This window comes from Prevotella multiformis, assembly GCF_018127985.1.
Taxonomy (GTDB): domain Bacteria; phylum Bacteroidota; class Bacteroidia; order Bacteroidales; family Bacteroidaceae; genus Prevotella; species Prevotella multiformis.
The window spans coordinates 361050-379781 of sequence record NZ_CP072358.1 but is presented as its reverse complement, the minus strand read 5'-3'; the positions used below and the strand labels follow the sequence as shown (position 1 = coordinate 379781).

Sequence of the window (18732 nt, the reverse complement as noted above, 5' to 3'; positions counted from 1 at the left end):
TTATGCTGTGGAAGCAATATATAGAGTTTCCCTTTCGTTATTCTATTTGAAAAGCATTATCTTTGCAATTACTAAAAGAAAGAATGTATGAAGAAAGCGTTTGTCGTTTTATCGTTGATCATATTGTTGTTTCCTATGACGATGTCAGCACAGAGTTTCGATGCTTTATGGAAGCAGGTGGAACAGGCACGCCGGAAAGACCTGCCTAAGACGCAGATCGTCCTGCTGGGTAAGATTGAGCGGAAGGCGCGCCGTGAGAAGGTCTACGGCCAGTTGCTGGCGGCCACGCTGCAGTCGGCGGAATTGCGGACGCAGATTTCACCGGACTCATTGGAGGTGGAGTTCGACAGGTTGAAGATGCTGGCAAAGGAAGCCGAGGGCAAGGATGAAGTGCTGGCGGCGGTCTGCAACTGCATTCTGGGGGCGGTCTCAAAAGAGACGGGCAGGCCTGATGCCGAACAGTATTTCCAGAAGGCTCTTGCCGATCCGTCGCTGCTGGCAGGCCGGAAAGCGGAGGATTTTAAGCCGCTGGTCGTAAGCGGAAAGGATGACGGCATCTTCAACAACGACCTGCTGCATGTCATGGGCATGCAGGCGGGAGACTATGGCCGGCTGAGCCGGTATTATGCGGCACACGGCAACAGAGAGGCTGCCTGCTATACGGCAATGCTGGCTGCTGAAGAAGATGAAGAGCGGAGTTCCGCCCGGCTTGATTCGGTCATGCAGGTCTATGGTGACCTGCCGATCTGCGGAGAAGTGGCCGTGGCACGGTACGAAGCCATGGACGAGGACACGCCCGCCGAAGATCGCATCGCCTTTATAGACAAGGCACTCGCCCGTTGGGGTACTTGGAAAGGGATCGAGGCATTGCGCAATGCACGCAGGGAGCTGACGGCATCGAAGTTTGATGTCAGAGTCCAGAGACACTGTGTGACACCGTCTGAACACGCCAACGAGGTCTCACTTGAAATCCGTAACCTGACCGGTATAACGCTGACAGTGACACGTACGACGCTGAATGGGAATCACGGTCTTTCCGTTGCCGACGCCTCTGACTTGCAAAAGATAAAGGCTGCGCTGCTGCCTTCTACGAAACAGACCATCCGGCGGACATACGAGCCGCACAAAGACTACGAGAACTTTAAAGACTCTTTTCAGATGCCCGCATTGCCGCTGGGTGTCTATCTGGTACAGGTGGAGAGCACGGACAGACGGTTGCAGTCGGAGTATGTACTCTATTATGTTACCAACCTCTTTGTAATGACCGAACGGCAGCCGAGAAACAGGTCACGTTATGTTGTCGTCGATGCCGGGGAGGGGCAGCCGGTGGCCGGTGCGACCCTCCGGCTGACTTTCGACAGGAGATATGGCCGGCAGCCGGTGACGAAGACTTTGACGACCGACAAGAACGGAGAGGCCTTTCTGACAACGGAATATTCCGAACCGGATGTATATGTCTGCACGGCCGGAGACAAGGCCTGTCCTTCATCGAGTATGTATAGCCGATACCGTTTCTACAAGTCTTCGCAAGGCGGACTCGTGGCGGAGGTCTATACGGACAGAGGCATCTATCGCCCCGGTCAGACGCTGCATGCCTCTGCAATTGTCTATCAGATGATCAAGTCCGGTTTCAAGACGAAGGCCGAGGAGGGCAGGTCCTTTGACCTTGTCGTGCGTGATGCCAATGGAAAGGAAGTCGGCCGCAAGATGGTGACGACCGACCGATTCGGCACTGCCGCGGCAGACTTTGAACTCCCGTCAGGCGGTCTGACAGGCTCTTACTATATTGTCGCCGACTGTGGTTCGCAGGCATCAAAGCGGTTCCGTGTCGAGGAGTACAAGCGGCCGTCTTTTGCAGTAAGCATCGACGACTATAAGGACAAGTACGCCTTCGGCGATACCATCAGGCTGAAAGGCCATGCCAGGAGCTTCGCCGGTGTGCCTGTGCCGGGGGCTAAGGTACATTATACGGTTATGCGCCGCCTGCCCCTCTGGTGGTGGAATGACGGTGATGCCACCGGGGAGGTCAAGACGGAGGATGTCGTGACAGACGAGCAGGGCGACTTTTTCCTGACGGTTCCCCTCACATTGCCCAAGGGAGCGGCGAAGGAGCAGAAGAAGGGACATACGGGCCGTTCCCGCTTCTATGTCTTCGAAGTGGAAGCATCGGTAACGGATGCGGCAGGCGAGACCCGGGACGGTTCAGCCTCACTGCCTTTGGGGACAAAGGAAACCGCGCTGATGTGTACCCTTCCTGAAAAGAACCTGCGTGACAGCCTGAAGACCATCAGATTCGATTATGTCAATGCAGCCGGACAGGCTGTGGAAGGTACCGTAAGATACGCAATCGTACCGCAGCAGAAGGATGAAAGCCGGTACACCTATGCCCATTATGCAACCGCCAAGGCCAACGAGGCGGTGCCGATAGGGCGGATGGCATCGGGAGCTTACAGGCTGCATGCCGTCTGCGGGACGGACACGGTGGACACCGATTTCTGCATCTTCTCGATGGAGGACAAGCGTCCTGTCATTGAGACACATGACTGGTTCTATCTGAGCAGCCGCAACTTCCCGCGCAATGGCGGGCCGGTCTACTTGCAGGTGGGGTCGAGTGATGAGAAGCAGCACGTGGTTTATTCCATCTATGCAGGCGACAGGATAATCGAGTCGGGAGCTTTCGATCAGGACAATCATATACAGACACGTAAACTGGTCTATAAGGAGGAATATGGCGATGGCATAATCCTCAATTACGCTTGGGTGAAGAACGGTGTGCTGTACAGTCATGAGGAGAGCATCTTCCGGCCGCTCCCTGACAAGCGGCTGATCGTGAAGTGGCGGTCGTTCCGTAACCGACTTGTCCCGGGACAGCAGGAAGAATGGACGGTGACGGTCAGCCGGCCTGACGGAAAGGCGGCGGACGCACAGCTGATGGCGACGCTCTATGACAAGAGCCTGGACGAGATCGTCTCCCATGCCTTGAGCCTGTCTCCGGCATTCGGCCGCGACTATCTGAGTACCTTCTGGGCATCAGACTATGGCAGGTCTTTATACCTCTCTGCCGCTGCTTCTGCAAAGACCAAGACCGTTCCGGAACTTTCCTTCTCGGAGTTTGACGGCAGTTTCTTTTCCTGTTTTGAGCTTGACGAGGTGGTAGCCATGGCCTTTTCTCCCCGGGAAAACATGGTTCTGTCACGGGCGGCAGTGTCAAAGGGCATGGCTGATAGCGTCGCTTGTGAAAGCAAGGTGTTCTGTTGTGCCGAGCAGATGCCTGCCAAAAATGAAAGCAGGGCGACAGTCAAGTACACGGCTCCGGTCATCAAAAAAGATGAAGAAACAAAGAAGGGGAAGGTCTCCCTGCGTGAGAATCTGAATGAGACGGCTTTCTTCTATCCGCAGCTGCATACGGACGGTAAAGGCAATGTCAGCTTTAAGTTCACGCTCCCGGAGAGCCTTACCACATGGCGTTTCCTCGGACTGGCGCATGATGTGGACATGAACAGCGGTCTGCTCACGGATGAGGCCGTGGCACAGAAGACGCTGATGGTCCAGCCCAACATGCCCCGTTTTGTCCGTGTCGGTGACGAAGCGATGATCTCGGCACGCCTGTTCAATCAGTCGGAGAAGCCGGTCAGTGCGGATGCGAAGATTGAAATCATTGATCCGGAGACGGATAAGGTGCTCCTGACAGACAGCAGGCCGGTCGTGCTGAAAGCGCAGGGCAGTGTCTCGGCGACGTATAACCTGGGTTCCCTGCTGGCGAAGGATGCAGGGAGGCTGAGGGCTGACCAGGCTCTGCTCGTCGCCCGCTTCACGGTCGAGGGCGATGGCTTCTCCGATGGAGAACAGCATTATCTGCCCATGCTCCAGAACCGGGAATACGTTACGAACACCTGTCCGTTCACACAGCATGAGGCCGGGGTGAAGACGATAGATGTAGGCAGGCTCTTTCCGAAGAACAGCTCGGGTCAGAAGCTGACGGTCGAATACACCAATAATCCGAACTGGCTGATGATCCAGGCCTTACCGTACGTTGCAAAGACGGACAGCAAGGATGCCGTCAGTCTGGTGTCCGCTTACTATGCCAACCGGCTGGGCAAGCAGATTGTCGAGACCTCACCCAATATCAGACGGACGATAGAGCAATGGAAGAAAGAGACGGGGAAGGAGACCTCTATGATGTCGGCGCTGGAGAAGAATCAGGAGCTGAAGTCATTGGCCCTGAACGAAACACCATGGATAATGGATGCTTCCAGCGAACGTGAACAGAAGCAGATGCTTGTCCGCTTCTTTGACGAGAATCAGCTGCAGCATGGTCTTTCGACGATATTGGACAATCTGAAGAAACTGCAGAATCCTGACGGCTCTTTCTCATGGTGGCCGGGCATGGACGGCAGTCTTTATATGACAGTGGCGGTTACGAAGACCCTTGCACGTTTACAGCATCTTACGGACAATTCGGCCGAAGTGTCCGCAATCATCAATGCCTCCTTCCGCTATATGGACAGGGAGGTGGCAAAGCGTGTGGCAGAGATGAAACGTGATGAGAAGAAGCATGATACGACCCTGTTCCCGACAGACGAGCTGTGTGATTATCTTTACACACACGCATTGGTCTCACGGGATAAGACGACAGCCGACATAAATTACCTTCTCGACCGGCTGACGAAGAAACCGGCAGACCTGACGATCTACGGCAAGGCGAATACAGCGGTGATTCTTCAGCAATACAATAAGGTGGAAAAAGCACGTGAATATCTGCAGAGCATCAAGGAGTACACGGTCTATACGGAGGAAATGGGGCGTTACTTTGATACGAAACACGCTTATTACAGCTGGCGAGACTACAGGATTCCGACGGAGGTGGCTGCGATTGAAGCCGTAAAGACGATTACGCCTGCTGACGGGAAGACGCTTGCAGAGATGCAGCGCTGGCTCTTGCAGGAGAAACGTACACAGGCCTGGGATACGCCGTTGAACTCGGTGAATGCCATCTGGGCATTCATGGACAATGGCGACTGGCTGATGCAGAATGGAGAAAAGGCACGGCTGATGCTGGATGGGAAATCGCTGCAGATGCCGCAGCCGACGGCCGGACTCGGGTATGTCAGGGCGACGGAACCTGTCGCTTACGATGCGTCTGCCCGTCATGAACTTACGGTCGACAAGAGTAGCACCGGGACAAGCTGGGGAGCCGTCTATGCACAGTTCTTCCAGCCTTCGGCGGAGATTGCCGATGCGTCAGCCGGGCTGAAAGTGAAACGTGAGGTGCTGGGAGACAGTGCCCGGACCGAGAACGGAGAAGTCCTGAAAGTAGGCGACAGGGTGCGTATCCGGCTGACGATAACGGCCGACCGTGATTACGACTTCGTACAGGTCATCGATAAGCGGGCCGCCTGCCTTGAGCCGGTCAGTCAGTTGAGTGGTTATCATTGGGGCTATTACATCGCACCGAAGGATTACACCACGAATTATTACTTTGACTGTATGAGAAAAGGTAAACACGTTGTGGAGACGGAATACTATATCGACCGTGCCGGGGTCTATCAGACAGGGACGTGTACGGTGCAGTGTGCTTATGCCCCTGAGTACGGCGGCCGTACCGGCGCCTTGCAGTTGACGGTCGGGAAGTGACAGATGCCGGATTATGGCAGATAGGACGGAAGAGTCGGCATGAAGCTTCTGCCCCTTTCTCACCATGTGCCGTCGACGACACATCCGGCTTTGACGCTCTTAGCTCTTTTAACTCCTTTAACTTCTTTAACTCCTGAAATCAACCTATGCTTCAAATAGAGATAGATGATGGCAGTGGCTTCTGCTTCGGTGTGACCACTGCCATCAAAAAAGCCGAGGAAGAACTGGCAAAAGGTACGAAACTTTATTGTCTGGGCGACATCGTGCATAACAGCATGGAGGTGGAACGCCTGACGAAGAAAGGGCTGATCACGATCAATCATGACCAGCTCCGCGACCTCCATGACGTAAAGGTCCTGCTGCGTGCGCATGGAGAACCGCCGGAGACCTACGAACTTGCCAGACGTAACAACATTGAGATTATCGATGCCACCTGTCCTGTCGTCCTTGCGCTCCAGCGACGCATCAAAACCCAGTATGAGAAACGGCAGCCGTCTTCAGGCGGTTCATGGGTAAGCGGAACGGCAGACGGTTCGTCGGACAGCCGGACGGATGAGGCCCCGTCTCCTGAAGTCCGTCAGATGGACGGCGGACAGGACAGATCCTCTTCACCTCGTTCCATCCAGAGCGAGGCGGGGGACGAGGCTTCCATCGTCATCTTCGGGAAGAACGGCCATGCAGAAGTCCTCGGTCTCGTGGGCCAGACGCACAGCCATGCCATTGTGATAGAGAAGTTTGAAGATGTGAAGACATTGGATTTCAATCATGACATCTATCTTTATTCGCAGACGACGAAGAGTCTGGATGAGTTCCACAGAATCATTGACTACATCCAGCAGCACATTTCTCCGAATGCGAAATTCCAGAGTTTCGATACCATCTGCCGGCAGGTGGCGAACCGCATGCCGAATATATCCAGCTTTGCGGCCCGTCACGATCTGATACTCTTCGTGGCAGGACGGAAGAGTTCGAACGGCAAGGTGCTTTTCCATGAATGCCTGAGCGTCAATCCGAATGCACACCAGGTGGAAAGTGCAGATGAAATAGACATGAGCTGGTTTGAGGGAGTGCAGACGGTAGGCATCTGTGGTGCTACGAGTACTCCCAAGTGGCTGATGGAAGAATGTCGCGACGAGATTCTCCGGCACAGAGGGTAGCCTTTTGCAGGTACTCTCTGTTTTGGAAACATACGCTGTCGATATTGCTGGTATTATGGTTGCATGGGCGATGATCCGTCCGATGCAGTATTGTGTCAATATCCGGTTCTCTTAAGGCCGGTCGATGGAGTATGCTGTTACGTATCTGCCTGGCCGTGCTTTCAAATCGGAGGAGGATGTCAGGGAGAACACTGTCTGGACGATGGTTTTACGGAGCAGATGCGGAGTCTCGGATGAGGAAAGGCACACAGTTCCTGATTTCGATAGGCAATGGTGTCGCCTTGCATCTGTCTGCCGTGATGGTCAGCCTGACGAGGCAGGCCCGTGTGTTGAGGGGTCTGTGCTGGTCGAAGATGAAGTTGCCGATGCCGTAATAGACCGGTTTCCCCCGGTAGGTCTCGGCCGTCTGGAGCGTGTGGCTGTGGTGTCCTACGATGGCATCCGCCCCGGCATCGATCAGTCTGTGCGCTTCCTCGCGTTGTCCTGGGAGTGCCCGTAGGTGGTGTTCCCAGCCCCAGTGCAGCAGGACGAGGATAACGCAATGACGGTCTGCCCTGCGTAGCCGGGCCACACGCATCACAAGGCTGTCTGCACTCTCCTGACTGACGGACGGCTTTTGCGGAAGATAAGGGAAGTTTTCCAGCGGCAGCCGCAGCGACGTCACCACCCAGACGGGTCTCGGGCGTGTGGAGATGAGTACGGGGCGAGCTGCTTCCTCCATGTTTCTGCCTGCCCCGAGAGGCACCATCCTCGCCTTCCTTATCTGTTCCTGCGTGTCCAGCAGTCCGTTCCGTCCTTGGTCAATGCTGTGGTTATTGGCGAGGTTCAGGTGGGTGATACCGTGTCGGTACAGTGCCGGCAGCCACTCCGGTTCGCCCCGGAAGATGAAGCGTTTGTACACCCGCTCTCTGATTGCAGTGACCGGGCACTCCAGGTTGGCGATGACGTAGTCGGAGGAAAGGAACAGCGTGTCGACAGAGGGGGAGAAGAGACCGTCTATCCCCACCTGTCCGATTCTCTGCCTGACCCCTCTGTCCAGCAGCAGGTCGCCTGCAACGACGATGCGTAGTGTCTCGACAGGGAAGCTCTGCTGTGTCTTCCCTGTCCCGGCAGTCTCCGTCCCTGTTCCGTTGGAGGAGAACAGGGGTATGGAAAGCGCAAGGAACAGGCAGAGTCTAACAGCCTGAACTGTAGAAAGTCTCTTCGTCATCAGCAGACATCCCTTTTGCCGGTGCAGTCACCTCTTTCATCCATACAGGCGTGCCGCCTGCCGGTGTCTTCATCAGTTCTTTTTGCCATTCCTCGTCGGTCATGCGCGGGTCGGACACCAGACGGGTGAACTCACGGTAGGAGAAAACGGCACCCCGGGTAAGGTAGAGGAAACCGTCTATCTCTACGACCACGTAGATTTCGTAAGCCGGACCGACACCCTCGTAGAGCACGCACCTGTCTTTTATGGCAACGTTGTCGCCGTTTGCGGTGAACACATCTGCGACGACGGCTACCTTCTTGTCCGTGCTGACGACATCCGACCACCCCTGCAGCATCTGATTGTCCTCGCTGACAAGTTCCAGGGAGATGTTCTCGACGGTCGCACCGACGATCTCTATCTGTTCGTATTCCTCGTCTGTAAGCTGCTTGCCGGCCAGCTCCTTCCTGCTGACATCCCGGCAGAACTCGGCCAGTTCCCTGATGCGTTCCGTGACGGCCTTTGCCTTTTCGGTCTGCAATCCGTAGGCGGTGAGCGTCCTGTCCATCTGCATGACCAGATCGACGGCCTTCTCCCAGAACCGCACATTAGGCTCGATGTAGCCCTTTACGACCGGAGCTTCCGGGCCGCCGTCGCCGCATTCCGCCAGCATGGGCTGCTTGGCATAGAGGATGGCATCGTGTTTGAGTTCAGCCCAGGAGGCGAGGGCTGTGTTCAGAATCTTCTTCTGCCATTGCGGGGTCTGCATGAAGTAAGGCCGCACCTGCGCCGTGTCGCCCAGCGTCTGGAGCGCCTGCATCCATCGGTTGGCCATGCAGGCGTCCCACTGTGTGTCGGCAGTCTTCTTGCGTGCCTCGTCCAGAGCTCCGGCAAATCCCGGCCACTTCTGCGCTTCCTTCAGCTCCTCCGTGAGGATCCGTTCCGCCCCCGGCAGTCCCATTACGGCCATCCAGTCAAGTCCCTTCGGGCATGGGCGCAGTGAAACCTTGCTCTTGTGGTCTACGGTTTCTATCAGTGCGGCTGCATCGGGCTGGTAACGCTGCGGCATGATGTCTACGAGGTATCTGCTGGCACGTGCCGACGGCATCACGATCCGCATCTGTCCCTGTGCCAGCTTCTCTATTTCCTGTGTCAGTTTCTTCATGGCTTTCCCCGACTGCAGCAGTTTTCCTATCGGAAGTCCTGTCTGCCTGATGAGCCCTGAGACCTGTTCCAGCGTTATGTTGTCGGGTGTCCCCATGAGGTAGGTGATCGGATCGCTCACTTTGCCATATAATTCCTGCAGCTCCGGCCGCTGGTTGAAGATGTCGGCGATGAGTGCTACCTGCTTCATTTTCTCGGGCTTGTCCGTCCCGAAGTGGGCTGTCTGCAGCCACATCATCCCCCGGAAATAGCGGCGGCAGAGCTGCGAACGGGTGTAATGGCCGCGCGGCCGGAAGAGCGCATAGGCGAACGGCTCCCTCGGAGGGAAATACTCCAGCATCTCCGAGTAGGTGTTCTTTCCGGCGAACACCTTGCGTATTTCGTCCGCCACCATCTGCCGGTAATTCTCCGGGATATCCGGAACGGCTTCCTGCCCCGGTGCCTCGTCGTGGCTGAAGAGCCATGATGCCACAGCGAACCACGCCTGTCCGAATTCCGCCGCCGTCCGCACTTCGGCTTCCCGGCTGCTGCCGGCAAGCATTTTCAGTTCTGTTCCCATGCGGGAGGAGAAGACGGTCATGAGCGAGTCCAGATGTTTTTCCTCCACGTCACGGAGCACGCAGTCGAAGTAGAGATGGAAGAGCTGAAGGTACAGGTCGGTGGTGACGAAGCTCGGGAAGTCGGCATAGTCGTTTTTTTCGTACACGTGGAAGAGCTGGTTGTGCTCGGCCGGCACGATGGCGAAGCCTGTCCGCCCCAGCATTTCATGCAGCTTAGGGTCAAATTCTTTCAGCTGGAACGGATTGACCAGGTTGTCCATGTTGACCCGTCCCCTGCCGTCTTCCGGCTGGAAGTTCCGTCTTCTCAGTTCTGCTTCCCTGGCCCGGATGCGTGTGGCGAAGTCGAGCTGGGATTTTGTGTAACGTGGTGGAATACTGCGCCCTTGGATCTCCTCCCGGTCCCAGTGCCCCAGGAGCGTGTCGGCATACCATGTTGTCGTGCTGTACAGCGCGCGCAGTGTGGCATCCTTGAAGGCGTAGCCTTGTCTGGCGGCGAAGGCATTGCGCAGTGCCCGCAGTTCGCAGAGGTTAAGCTTCGAGATGTCCATCTGCATGTCAATCTTCCCGTTCAGTTTCTCCACGTTGATTTTTCCTGCCCCGGGAAGGACAAGCGGAGTTTTCTTTTCCTGTGTCCGGCCGATGTAGGCGTCGTCTGCATAACCGCCGGTATTATGGTTCTGTGCATGGGCGGCCGGCAGAGCGCACAGCATCAGTGATCCGGCCATCATGCTGAATGTTTTTCTCCGCAGCAGTCGGCAGAGGGAGGAAGGGTGTCTCATATCGTCATGTTTTAAAAGTCAAAAGCCTTTTTCCGGGCTGCCGGAAGTGAATTTTTCCATGGCTTCCTTTCGGCTCACGGCTCCGGTCAGGAATCGTGCGAAGGCCAGGCCGAAGTCGTCCCATGTGTAGTCGGCGACGACATACTTTCCGTCTGTCGTCGATTGGAGTGTCCGGACGTAGGGGCTGGCGAAGCGGAAGTCGCAGAGGATTCCGCCCAGACGTGAGCCCATCCACATGGGACGGATCTTGCCGTTCACCTGTTTGAAGATGAAAAGTCTCCGTTCCGGCTGCGGATAGAAGCGGGTCGGTCTGATGACACCTACGAGCGCCTCGTCCTTTCCGTCGCCGTCCAGGTCGCCTGTCGCCAGCCTGTAGACAGGATAATCCAGCCGCCATCTTGCCACAGTCTTCGGACCGGCCGGTCTTCCGCTGTTCCCGGCCGGTCTGCTCCCTTCCCTTTCTGCCGTCCGCAGACACAGCCACGAAAGCGAGTCATGGAGAGTCTCCAAGCTGAATGTCAGAGATGGCTGTGCCATGCTGTTTCCCCACAGGAAGGCGGAGAGAAGCAGGCAGAACATCCGTCTGTGTCGTTCTGTACCCATATATTCCGGTACAAATATAAGCAATAAAACAGAGAAAGCAAAGTGTTCCGAATAAAAAAGGTTTTTCCGTTGAATACATAGATTGGAAATAAAGGCTCATGCGCTTGCATAGTATGACTGTCCTGAATCAGACGGTCTTGCAAAGGGGGATAAACTGAAAGATAAAATGCAGGAAAGGAAAATTGAAACGATGCTGTCCATCGGCGTGTCTTCCCGCCTTCGGCAGACAACTTATTCCCATGTCATCGGTGTCTGTAAATATTTTTGTGCAGCTCAAAGCTGACACATGGCCTTCCGGCTTCTAAAAGATGCCTGATTGGCCTGCAGCAGGTGCTCTTTCAGCGTGTTACCAACGCCCTTTTGAAGTCCAATCAGGCACCTTTTACGAACGACTTGACAACCAATTGATTTACTGCTGGTTGCAGACTTTCTTTTTACACGTGTGTTTTTATATTTGCAGATGATCTGTTTGAAATTATGTAATGGTTTTTCAGAGCCTTATCTGCCTTTCCTACGTATTAAGATGAAAAGGCCTTTGTATCGGAGGATGATGACAGAATAGACATCTGACGGTCTTGGTCATGTTTTTGTTGAATGAATCACCTCGGTTCTTCCGTTAAAGCCATACGGAGAGCATCCGCGCATTTTACGGAAGAACCATAAAAATCCCGGCTCCAATCATTATGGAACCGGGATTTGCTGTCAGCCCCCCGGATGTCCATATCCTTGCGGACGGTGGACATGGGGAGCTGGTCTGTTATCCTTTATCTCACCTTAAAAAACTAACCTTTAAATCCTTTCATCCTTGAAGGCTGCGGCCGGCATCGACTGTCTCGGACAATGTATGGCAGCAGCCGGTCTATATTTATTTGGAAGTTCTAGTATCTCCTGTCGTTTCTTTTTTATGTTTAAAAGCCCCACGACCTGCACTTGTCTTGGGTGGTTTTTTGTAATCGATGTATTTGTAAATTCTGTCTTGTATTTTGTGTATCTCGTCTGTGTTATGTTGTTGTTATCTCACCTTCTTTTGATTCTGCAAAGATAATTATCAATATGCAAACAGGCAAGTTTTTTGTTCAAAACACTTTTATTTTAACATTTAATAAACTTGTGTCGGGCAGAAGTTGTACACTGCGTGCGTTTTTTATGATGTCTCGTTGTTTTGAGAAAGGTCAAACAGGTCTGTCCGCAAGGGAACGTTTCCGGCGCATGGATCCGCTGTCATCTGTCGTTCGTGCTGATTGCGGCTGTCGGGCCTGCAGTCTGGGTGGCGTATGGAAGAATGAAGGAGGATGCCGGGCGGATTGCCGGCAGGTTCTGAATGTTCTACGGTCTGACTTGTACTGATAGGCGGACTCTGTTTGAAGCGTGTTCTGAAAAGCTCATGTCAGACAGCCGCTGACAAGGATAACAGTCAATTCTTTGTTTCAATCTGCCTACCAGGCAGGCATCCTGCAGATGTATTGTCGGGTTTCCTGCCGGGCAGAACGATGGGGAGAGGCAGCCGTGGGAGAATGTCCGTGCAGGCCTTTGCCGATTACAGACACCTGACTTAATAAATGGCACAAAGAAGTCTTATAAATAGCAAAATCCCTTGTTGTTCTGCTGCTATATTGATTTTTTTTAATAACTTTGCGCCATTATATTGTTCAGATATACAGTCAGAATCAGAAACAGACAACGAATGAAAAAGATAATTGCAGCCGCACTTCTTGCAGGGCTTGCCGCACAGGTCTCCGCACAGAGCGGGACAAATTCTCCTTATAGCCAGTACGGACTGGGTCTGCTGTCCTCCCAGGCAACGGGATTCAACCGTGGCATGAACGGGGTGGCATACGGTTTCCATGAGCATAACCAGGTGAACTATATGAATCCGGCTTCTTATGCCGCTGTCGATTCTCTTTCATTCCTTTTCGATGCGGGAATCAGTCTGCAATTGACTAACTTTGAAGAAAACGGTCGCAAGGTGAATGCGCACAATGCCGATATAGAGTATGTCGTCGCATCGTTCCGCGCTTTCAAGCACGTGGGTGTCAGCTTCGGCATCCTGCCTTATTCGAATGTCGGTTACAACTTCAGCAACACGAAGGATGTCAATGCCTTCCCGAGCACGTCATCCCCCAATGCCACCTACTCTAATATATACAGTGGCAGCGGCGGTCTGCATCAGGTCTATTTGGGAGCCGGATGGGAGCCGTTCAAGGGTTTTGCCTTCGGAGCGAACATCTCGTATCTGTGGGGGACGTTGAACCGTAGTTTTAAGAACACATACAGCGACAGTTATGTCAACACCTTGTCGAAGAACTATACGACACAGGTGAAAAGCTATAAACTGGACCTGGGTCTGCAATATACGTATGTCCTGGACAGGAAGAACGAGCTGACCTTGGGACTTGCTTACTCACTCGGGCACAAGCTCGATGCAGATCCGGAGTGTAACGTCATTTCCACAAACTCACAGACGAGTGTCTCTGATACGACCCGCTATGTCGTTTCAAAGGCACTTGAGCTTCCCCACACCTTCGGGGTCGGTCTGATGTGGAATTACAAGAACAACCTGAAGGTTGGAGTTGATTATCAGCTGCAGAAGTGGTCGAAGGTCGCTTATCCGCAGCTGAATACCGTCGGCGGTACCACCAGTTACAGTCTTGTCAACGGGCTGTTCAACGACCGCCGGAAGCTCACGCTCGGCGGCGACTATTGCAAGGGAGAGCGGTACCGGGGCTTTTTCAGCCGGATGCATTATCGGGCAGGCGTAGGCTATGCCAGTCCGTATCTGAAGGTCAACGGAAAGGACGGACCGCGCGAGCTGTCGGCCAGCTTCGGTGTCGGTATTCCCATCGTCAATGGCTATAACAACCGCAGCCTGCTGAACATCAGTGCTGAGTGGGTCAACCAGAGTGTCACCGGTCTCGTCAAAGAGAATATGTTCCGCATCAATGTCGGACTGACCTTCAACGAGCGTTGGTTTGCAAAGTTCAAGGTCGAATAAGATGCGTCCAGGCCTGTACACAGTCTTCATCTGGGTCGCATTGTCGGTGACAGGCCATGCGATGCAGTCCTGTTCGGAAGAGCATGAGCATACCGCCCCGGCCATCCACGACCGCGACTCCGTCCCGGTCATGACGACGTACGGGGTCAATACCCTCATATCCGATTCGGGCGTGATAAAATACAGGATTGTCACTGAAGAGTGGGAAGTCAACACGAACAGGAGGCCTTCGCGCTGGACGTTCGACAAAGGGATTCTGCTCACACAGTTTGATCTGAAGAAACACGTGGTGGGGTATGTCCAGTGCGATACGGCCGTATATTACGATCAGGACCGCCGGTGGGAACTGCGCGGACGGGTGAGGATACTTACGGCACAGGGGCTGTCTTTCTACAGTAACGAGCTGTATTGGGATGAACGCAATCATCAGATGTGGTCGCATTCCTATTCTCATCTGCGGACCCCTGACAAGGAGCTGGAGGGAAACTGGTTCCGGAGCGATGAGGAGATGACCGACTATGAGATAAGACAGACGAAGGGATGGGGTATCTTCTCCGACAAGGAACTGATGGCTGGTGCCGGCGGGGGGCTTGCTCCTATAGATACAACGCATACGGACAATCTGAAAGGTCCTGTAGTAACGCAACGATAGAACATTGGATATAAATTTAGTCATAGGAATCCTGATTACGATGGTGCTTTCCGCATTCTTCTCGGGAATGGAAATCGCCTTTGTGTCCAGCAACCGCCTTCTGGTAGAGATGGACAAGGAGAAGGACGGACTTGCACAGAAATGTCTGAGCGTCTTTTACAACAATCCCAACGGATTTGTCTCGACGATGCTCGTGGGAAACAACATCGTGCTGGTCGTCTATGGAATCTTGTTCGCACAGATTTTTGATGCGACGCTCTTCAGCGGTTTTGATTCCGCCCTGCGTGTGCTGTTGGATACGTTCTCCTCCACACTGGTCATCCTCTTTACCGGTGAGTTCCTGCCGAAGACGCTGTTCAAGAGCAATCCCAACCGGCTGCTGACCTTCTTCGCTCCTCTGGCTTATTTCTTTTTCATCATTCTGTGGCCGATCAGTCGCTTTGCCACATTCCTTGCACGTATCCTCCTGCGCATGATGGGGGTGAAGATGGATGAGAAAGAGGATGACGGCACGTTCACGAAGGTCGACCTGGACTATCTTGTGCAGAGTTCTATCGAGAATGCGGAGAATGAAGATGATATTGAAGACGAGGTGAAGATCTTCCAGAATGCGCTGGATTTCCAGGACACGAAGGTGCGCGACTGTATGGTGCCGCGTACGGAGATCAATGCAGTCGAAGAGAACTGTCCGTTGGAAGAGCTGCAGCAGATGTTCATTGAGAGCGGGAACTCCAAGATCATCGTCTATGAAGAGGATATTGACCATATCAAAGGGTATATCCATTCTTCCGAGATGTTCCGGTCGCCCGAACACTGGAAGGACCACATCCGCAAGATGCCGTTCGTTCCTGAGACGATGCCGGCACAGAAACTCATGCAGGTGTTCTTGCAGCAGAAGAAAAGCCTCGGCGTCGTCGTGGATGAGTTTGGCGGTACCAGCGGTATCGTTTCTCTGGAGGATATTGTCGAGGAGATCTTCGGAGATATCGAGGATGAGCACGACAACACGAAATACGTTGCCAAGCAGATTGCCGACAACGAATATGTCCTTTCTGCCCGGCTGGAGATAGACAAGGTCAACGAGATGTTCAATCTTGATCTGCCGGAGAGCGACGACTACATGACGGTCGGGGGGCTGCTGCTGCACGTCTACCAGAGTTTCCCCAAGGTCAACGAAATCATCACCGTAGGGCAATATGAATTCAAGATCGTCAAGAATACCATGACCAAAATTGAACTCGTGCGGGTGAAAGTCAATGGAACAGACTAATTTCTGCATGAAAAATTATGCCACTTGCCTTTTTCTTTGTATTTTTGTAGGCAATTTGTCATACTGAAGGAATAAATCAAAATCAAATAATAAATCTAAAAATGGCAGCATTAGGAAAAATCAGAAGCAAGGGAGGTCTGCTGGTTACAGCTATCGGTCTGGCCTTGTTTGCGTTCTTGGCTGAAGAAGGCTTCCGTTCTTGTAATGGTATCAAGGGGGAGGCCCGTCAGCAGATCGGTGAGATCCTGGGCGAGAAGATCAGTGTCCAGGATTATCAGAAGTTGATTGATGAATACCAGTCAGCGATCAAGTTTACCATGCAACGTGACAACCTTAGCGAGGAAGAACTCAACCAGGTGAAGGACCAGGTATGGCAGCAGCTTGTCAGCAACCGTGTCCTGCAGGCCGATGCGGAGAAGGTAGGACTGACGGTGACCGAGCAGGAAATACAGAATGTACTGAACGATGGTACCAATCCGATGCTGGCGCAGACACCGTTTGTCAACCAGCAGACGGGACGTTTTGATGTGAATGCGCTCAAGCAGTTCCTGGACGGCTACAACAAGGCGAAGTCCGAGAAGTCTCCCCAGCTCGACCAGATGCAGACGGTTTACGACTACTGGCTGTTCATCGAGAAGAATCTCCGCACGCAGCTCCTTGGCCAGAAGTATCAGGCGCTGCTTGCCAGCTGCGTGCTTTCCAACAAGGCAGAGGCCAAAATGGCATTCAAGGACAACAATGAAGAAAGTCAGGTCCAGCTTGCCTCTCTGAGTTACAGTTCGGTAAAAGACGCGGACATCAAGATTACAGATGCGGATCTCAAGGCCAAGTATGACGAGCTGAAACCGGCTTTCCGGCAGAATGTAGAGACACGTGACATCAAGTTCGTCGACTATCAGATCAAGGCAAGCACCGCCGACCGCAATGCTGTCGTCAAGGAGATGAACGGCCTTCAGAAACAGCTCGCCGCAGCAGCCGACCCGGCCATGGTCATCAGCAAGAGCGGTTCTGAAATCCCTTATCTCGGTGTCCCTGTAAGCAGCAAGGCTTACAGGCAGTACCCTGACATAGCTTCAAGAATTGACTCGCTTGCCGTAGGGACTACCGGTGTGACAGAGAACAAGCAGGACAACACGCTGAACATCATCCGTGTACTCTCAAAGGCGCAGCTGCCGGACTCTGTACAGTTCCGTCAGATTCAGGTTGCCGCCAACACACCGGACGAAGCACGTGCGAAGGCCGACTCTATCCAGAAGGCATTGGCAGGCGGTGCCGACTTCGAGGCGCTTGCCAAGCGTTATGGGCAGACCGGAGAGAAAGTGTGGTTTACCGGACAGCAGTATGAATCTGCTCCGACCATGAGTCAGGACAACCGGACTTATATCAACGCTCTGCTGAACGGTGATGTAAATGCAACTCAGAACATAACTCTTGCACAGGGTAACGTCATCCTTCAGGTATTGGACAAGAAGGCAATGACCGCCAAGACCACCGCTGCCGTCATCAAGAAGGTCATCGACTTCTCCAAGGCTACTCGCAGTGTCGCTTACAACAAGTTCTCCGAGTTTGTAGCCAAGAACACGACGGCCGACGATATTGAGAAGAATGCTTCCAAGTCCGGTTATCGTGTGCAGTCGCTCAACGACATCTCTACCGCCGAGCATTATGTGGCAGGCATCCATGGTACACGGGATGCGCTCAAGTGGCTCTTCGATGCCAAGCAGGGGGACGTGTCTCCACTGTATGAATGTGGCGACAACGACCATCTCTTGGTAATTGTCCTCAATGCCATCCATCCGCAGGGCTTCCGCGCATGGGACGATGCACAGGTGAAGGAAATCCTGAAGCGCGAGGTGATGAAAGACAAGAAGGCGGAACTGCTCATGGCGAAACTCAAGGGTGTCAGCAGCATTGCCGCTGCCCGGGCCAAGGGCGCCAAGGTGAGCGCTGTCAATCAGATTACCTTTGCTTCTCCAGCCTTCGTACAGGCAACAGGTGCTGTCGAGCCTGCACTCTCCGGTGCTGTGGCAGCAACAGCAGCCGGCAAGTTCTCCAAAGCTCCAATAAAGGGCAATGCCGGCGTGTATGTGTTCCAGGTTGTCAAGAAGGCGCTGCGTGCCGGTTCCAAGTACAACGAGCTGATGGTAATGCAGCAGACGGCCCAGCAGAATATGCAGTTGGTCGGCAACTTCATGCAGGACCTCATTCTCAAGGCGAATGTCGTAGACAACCGGTATCTCTTCTTCTAACGGGAATGACACCTTGTACATAAGGCGGATGTGCTCATGCACATCCGCTTTTTTAATTGCTGTCTCTTTTTATACTTTACACGACTTTCATGTTATAGGCTGTTTACGATCTGTCATCGTATGGCGGCAGTGACGGCGACTTACGGACTTACGTACGGACTTCCACCTGAGATGACCGGAAAGGCTTCGGGGAAAGTCATGTTTGGAAATCAATCTGTCTACCGGTTGCATTGATTTCCTGTTTTTCCTGGTTTATAAAGTAAGTTCTGGAAATCCACAAGACTGTACCGGGCAAGCCTGTCATACATTTCCCGGTATACATCCAGACAATATACCGGCACTAATCTGTATGCGCTTGCAATCGCCTGCTTGATCAATTCCTTGCCGTGTCTTTGCAGCAGGAGAAAGGGATGGGTCTGATGAAAGCCGCCTTCTGACAATTCCCTTTGTCAGGAGGCGGCTGCTTTGTGATGGACAGAAAAT

10 protein-coding genes are annotated in these 18732 nt (G+C 53.4%); 7 read left to right on the top strand and 3 right to left on the bottom strand.

Features of this window, described 5'->3' with window-relative positions; genetic code table 11:
* Nucleotides 1-87 precede the first annotated feature (87 nt).
* Together J4864_RS07900 and J4864_RS07895 are read left to right on the top strand one after the other, a co-directional pair.
* Nucleotides 88-5634 (top strand): alpha-2-macroglobulin family protein, encoded by a 5547-nt coding sequence (locus tag J4864_RS07900; protein WP_211815216.1) that lies wholly within the window; start codon nt 88-90, stop codon nt 5632-5634.
* A gap of 146 nt (nt 5635-5780) precedes the next feature.
* Complete coding sequence (locus J4864_RS07895; RefSeq protein ID WP_211815215.1) at nt 5781-6791, top strand: 4-hydroxy-3-methylbut-2-enyl diphosphate reductase; 1011 nt, start codon at nt 5781-5783, stop codon at nt 6789-6791.
* Nucleotides 6792-6999: 208 nt separating this feature from the next.
* Here the strand turns inward: J4864_RS07895 and J4864_RS07890 are convergent, their stop codons facing one another.
* From J4864_RS07890 to J4864_RS07880, 3 genes are all read right to left on the bottom strand, one after another.
* Complete coding sequence (locus J4864_RS07890; protein ID WP_211815214.1) at nt 7000-8001, bottom strand: CapA family protein; 1002 nt, start codon at nt 7999-8001, stop codon at nt 7000-7002.
* Nucleotides 7967-10432 carry a DUF3160 domain-containing protein gene (locus J4864_RS07885; protein WP_211815213.1) on the bottom strand — a complete coding sequence of 822 codons (2466 nt, stop codon included), beginning with the start codon at nt 10430-10432 and terminating at the stop codon, nt 7967-7969. Before J4864_RS07885 ends, J4864_RS07890 begins: the two co-directional genes overlap by 35 nt.
* Before the next feature lie 69 nt (nt 10433-10501).
* A complete protein-coding gene (locus J4864_RS07880) occupies nt 10502-11086 on the bottom strand; it encodes an FG-GAP repeat protein (RefSeq protein WP_246479509.1) in 585 nt (194 codons plus the stop codon).
* Nucleotides 11087-12248: 1162 nt separating this feature from the next.
* Here J4864_RS07880 and J4864_RS07875 point away from each other — a divergent pair.
* The 5 genes from J4864_RS07875 to J4864_RS07855 all read left to right on the top strand — a co-directional run bounded on the left by J4864_RS07875 (nt 12249) and on the right by J4864_RS07855 (nt 18249).
* Nucleotides 12249-12407, top strand: a complete 159-nt coding sequence (locus J4864_RS07875; protein WP_211815434.1) for a hypothetical protein — start codon at nt 12249-12251, stop codon at nt 12405-12407.
* Between the two features lie 363 nt (nt 12408-12770).
* Complete coding sequence (locus J4864_RS07870) at nt 12771-14078, top strand: BamG family beta-barrel-assembly machinery protein (protein WP_211815212.1); 1308 nt, start codon at nt 12771-12773, stop codon at nt 14076-14078.
* Nucleotide 14079: 1 nt separating this feature from the next.
* Entirely contained in the window at nt 14080-14730 is a 651-nt protein-coding gene (locus J4864_RS07865; protein ID WP_211815211.1) for an LPS export ABC transporter periplasmic protein LptC, read from the top strand.
* Nucleotides 14731-14734: 4 nt separating this feature from the next.
* Entirely contained in the window at nt 14735-16000 is a 1266-nt protein-coding gene (locus J4864_RS07860) for a hemolysin family protein (protein ID WP_211815210.1), read from the top strand.
* Nucleotides 16001-16101: 101 nt separating this feature from the next.
* Nucleotides 16102-18249 carry a peptidylprolyl isomerase gene (locus J4864_RS07855; protein ID WP_211815209.1) on the top strand — a complete coding sequence of 716 codons (2148 nt, stop codon included), beginning with the start codon at nt 16102-16104 and terminating at the stop codon, nt 18247-18249.
* Nucleotides 18250-18732 lie beyond the last annotated feature (483 nt).

Coding starts and splice junctions, on each gene's coding strand:
- J4864_RS07900 (WP_211815216.1), top strand. CDS start 88: ATGAAGAAAGCGTTTGTCGTTTTATCGTTGATCATATTGTTGTTTCCT.
- J4864_RS07895 (WP_211815215.1), top strand. CDS start 5,781: ATGCTTCAAATAGAGATAGATGATGGCAGTGGCTTCTGCTTCGGTGTG.
- J4864_RS07890 (WP_211815214.1), bottom strand. CDS start 8,001: ATGACGAAGAGACTTTCTACAGTTCAGGCTGTTAGACTCTGCCTGTTC.
- J4864_RS07885 (WP_211815213.1), bottom strand. CDS start 10,432: ATGATGGCCGGATCACTGATGCTGTGCGCTCTGCCGGCCGCCCATGCA.
- J4864_RS07880 (WP_246479509.1), bottom strand. CDS start 11,086: ATGGGTACAGAACGACACAGACGGATGTTCTGCCTGCTTCTCTCCGCC.
- J4864_RS07870 (WP_211815212.1), top strand. CDS start 12,771: ATGAAAAAGATAATTGCAGCCGCACTTCTTGCAGGGCTTGCCGCACAG.
- J4864_RS07865 (WP_211815211.1), top strand. CDS start 14,080: ATGCGTCCAGGCCTGTACACAGTCTTCATCTGGGTCGCATTGTCGGTG.
- J4864_RS07855 (WP_211815209.1), top strand. CDS start 16,102: ATGGCAGCATTAGGAAAAATCAGAAGCAAGGGAGGTCTGCTGGTTACA.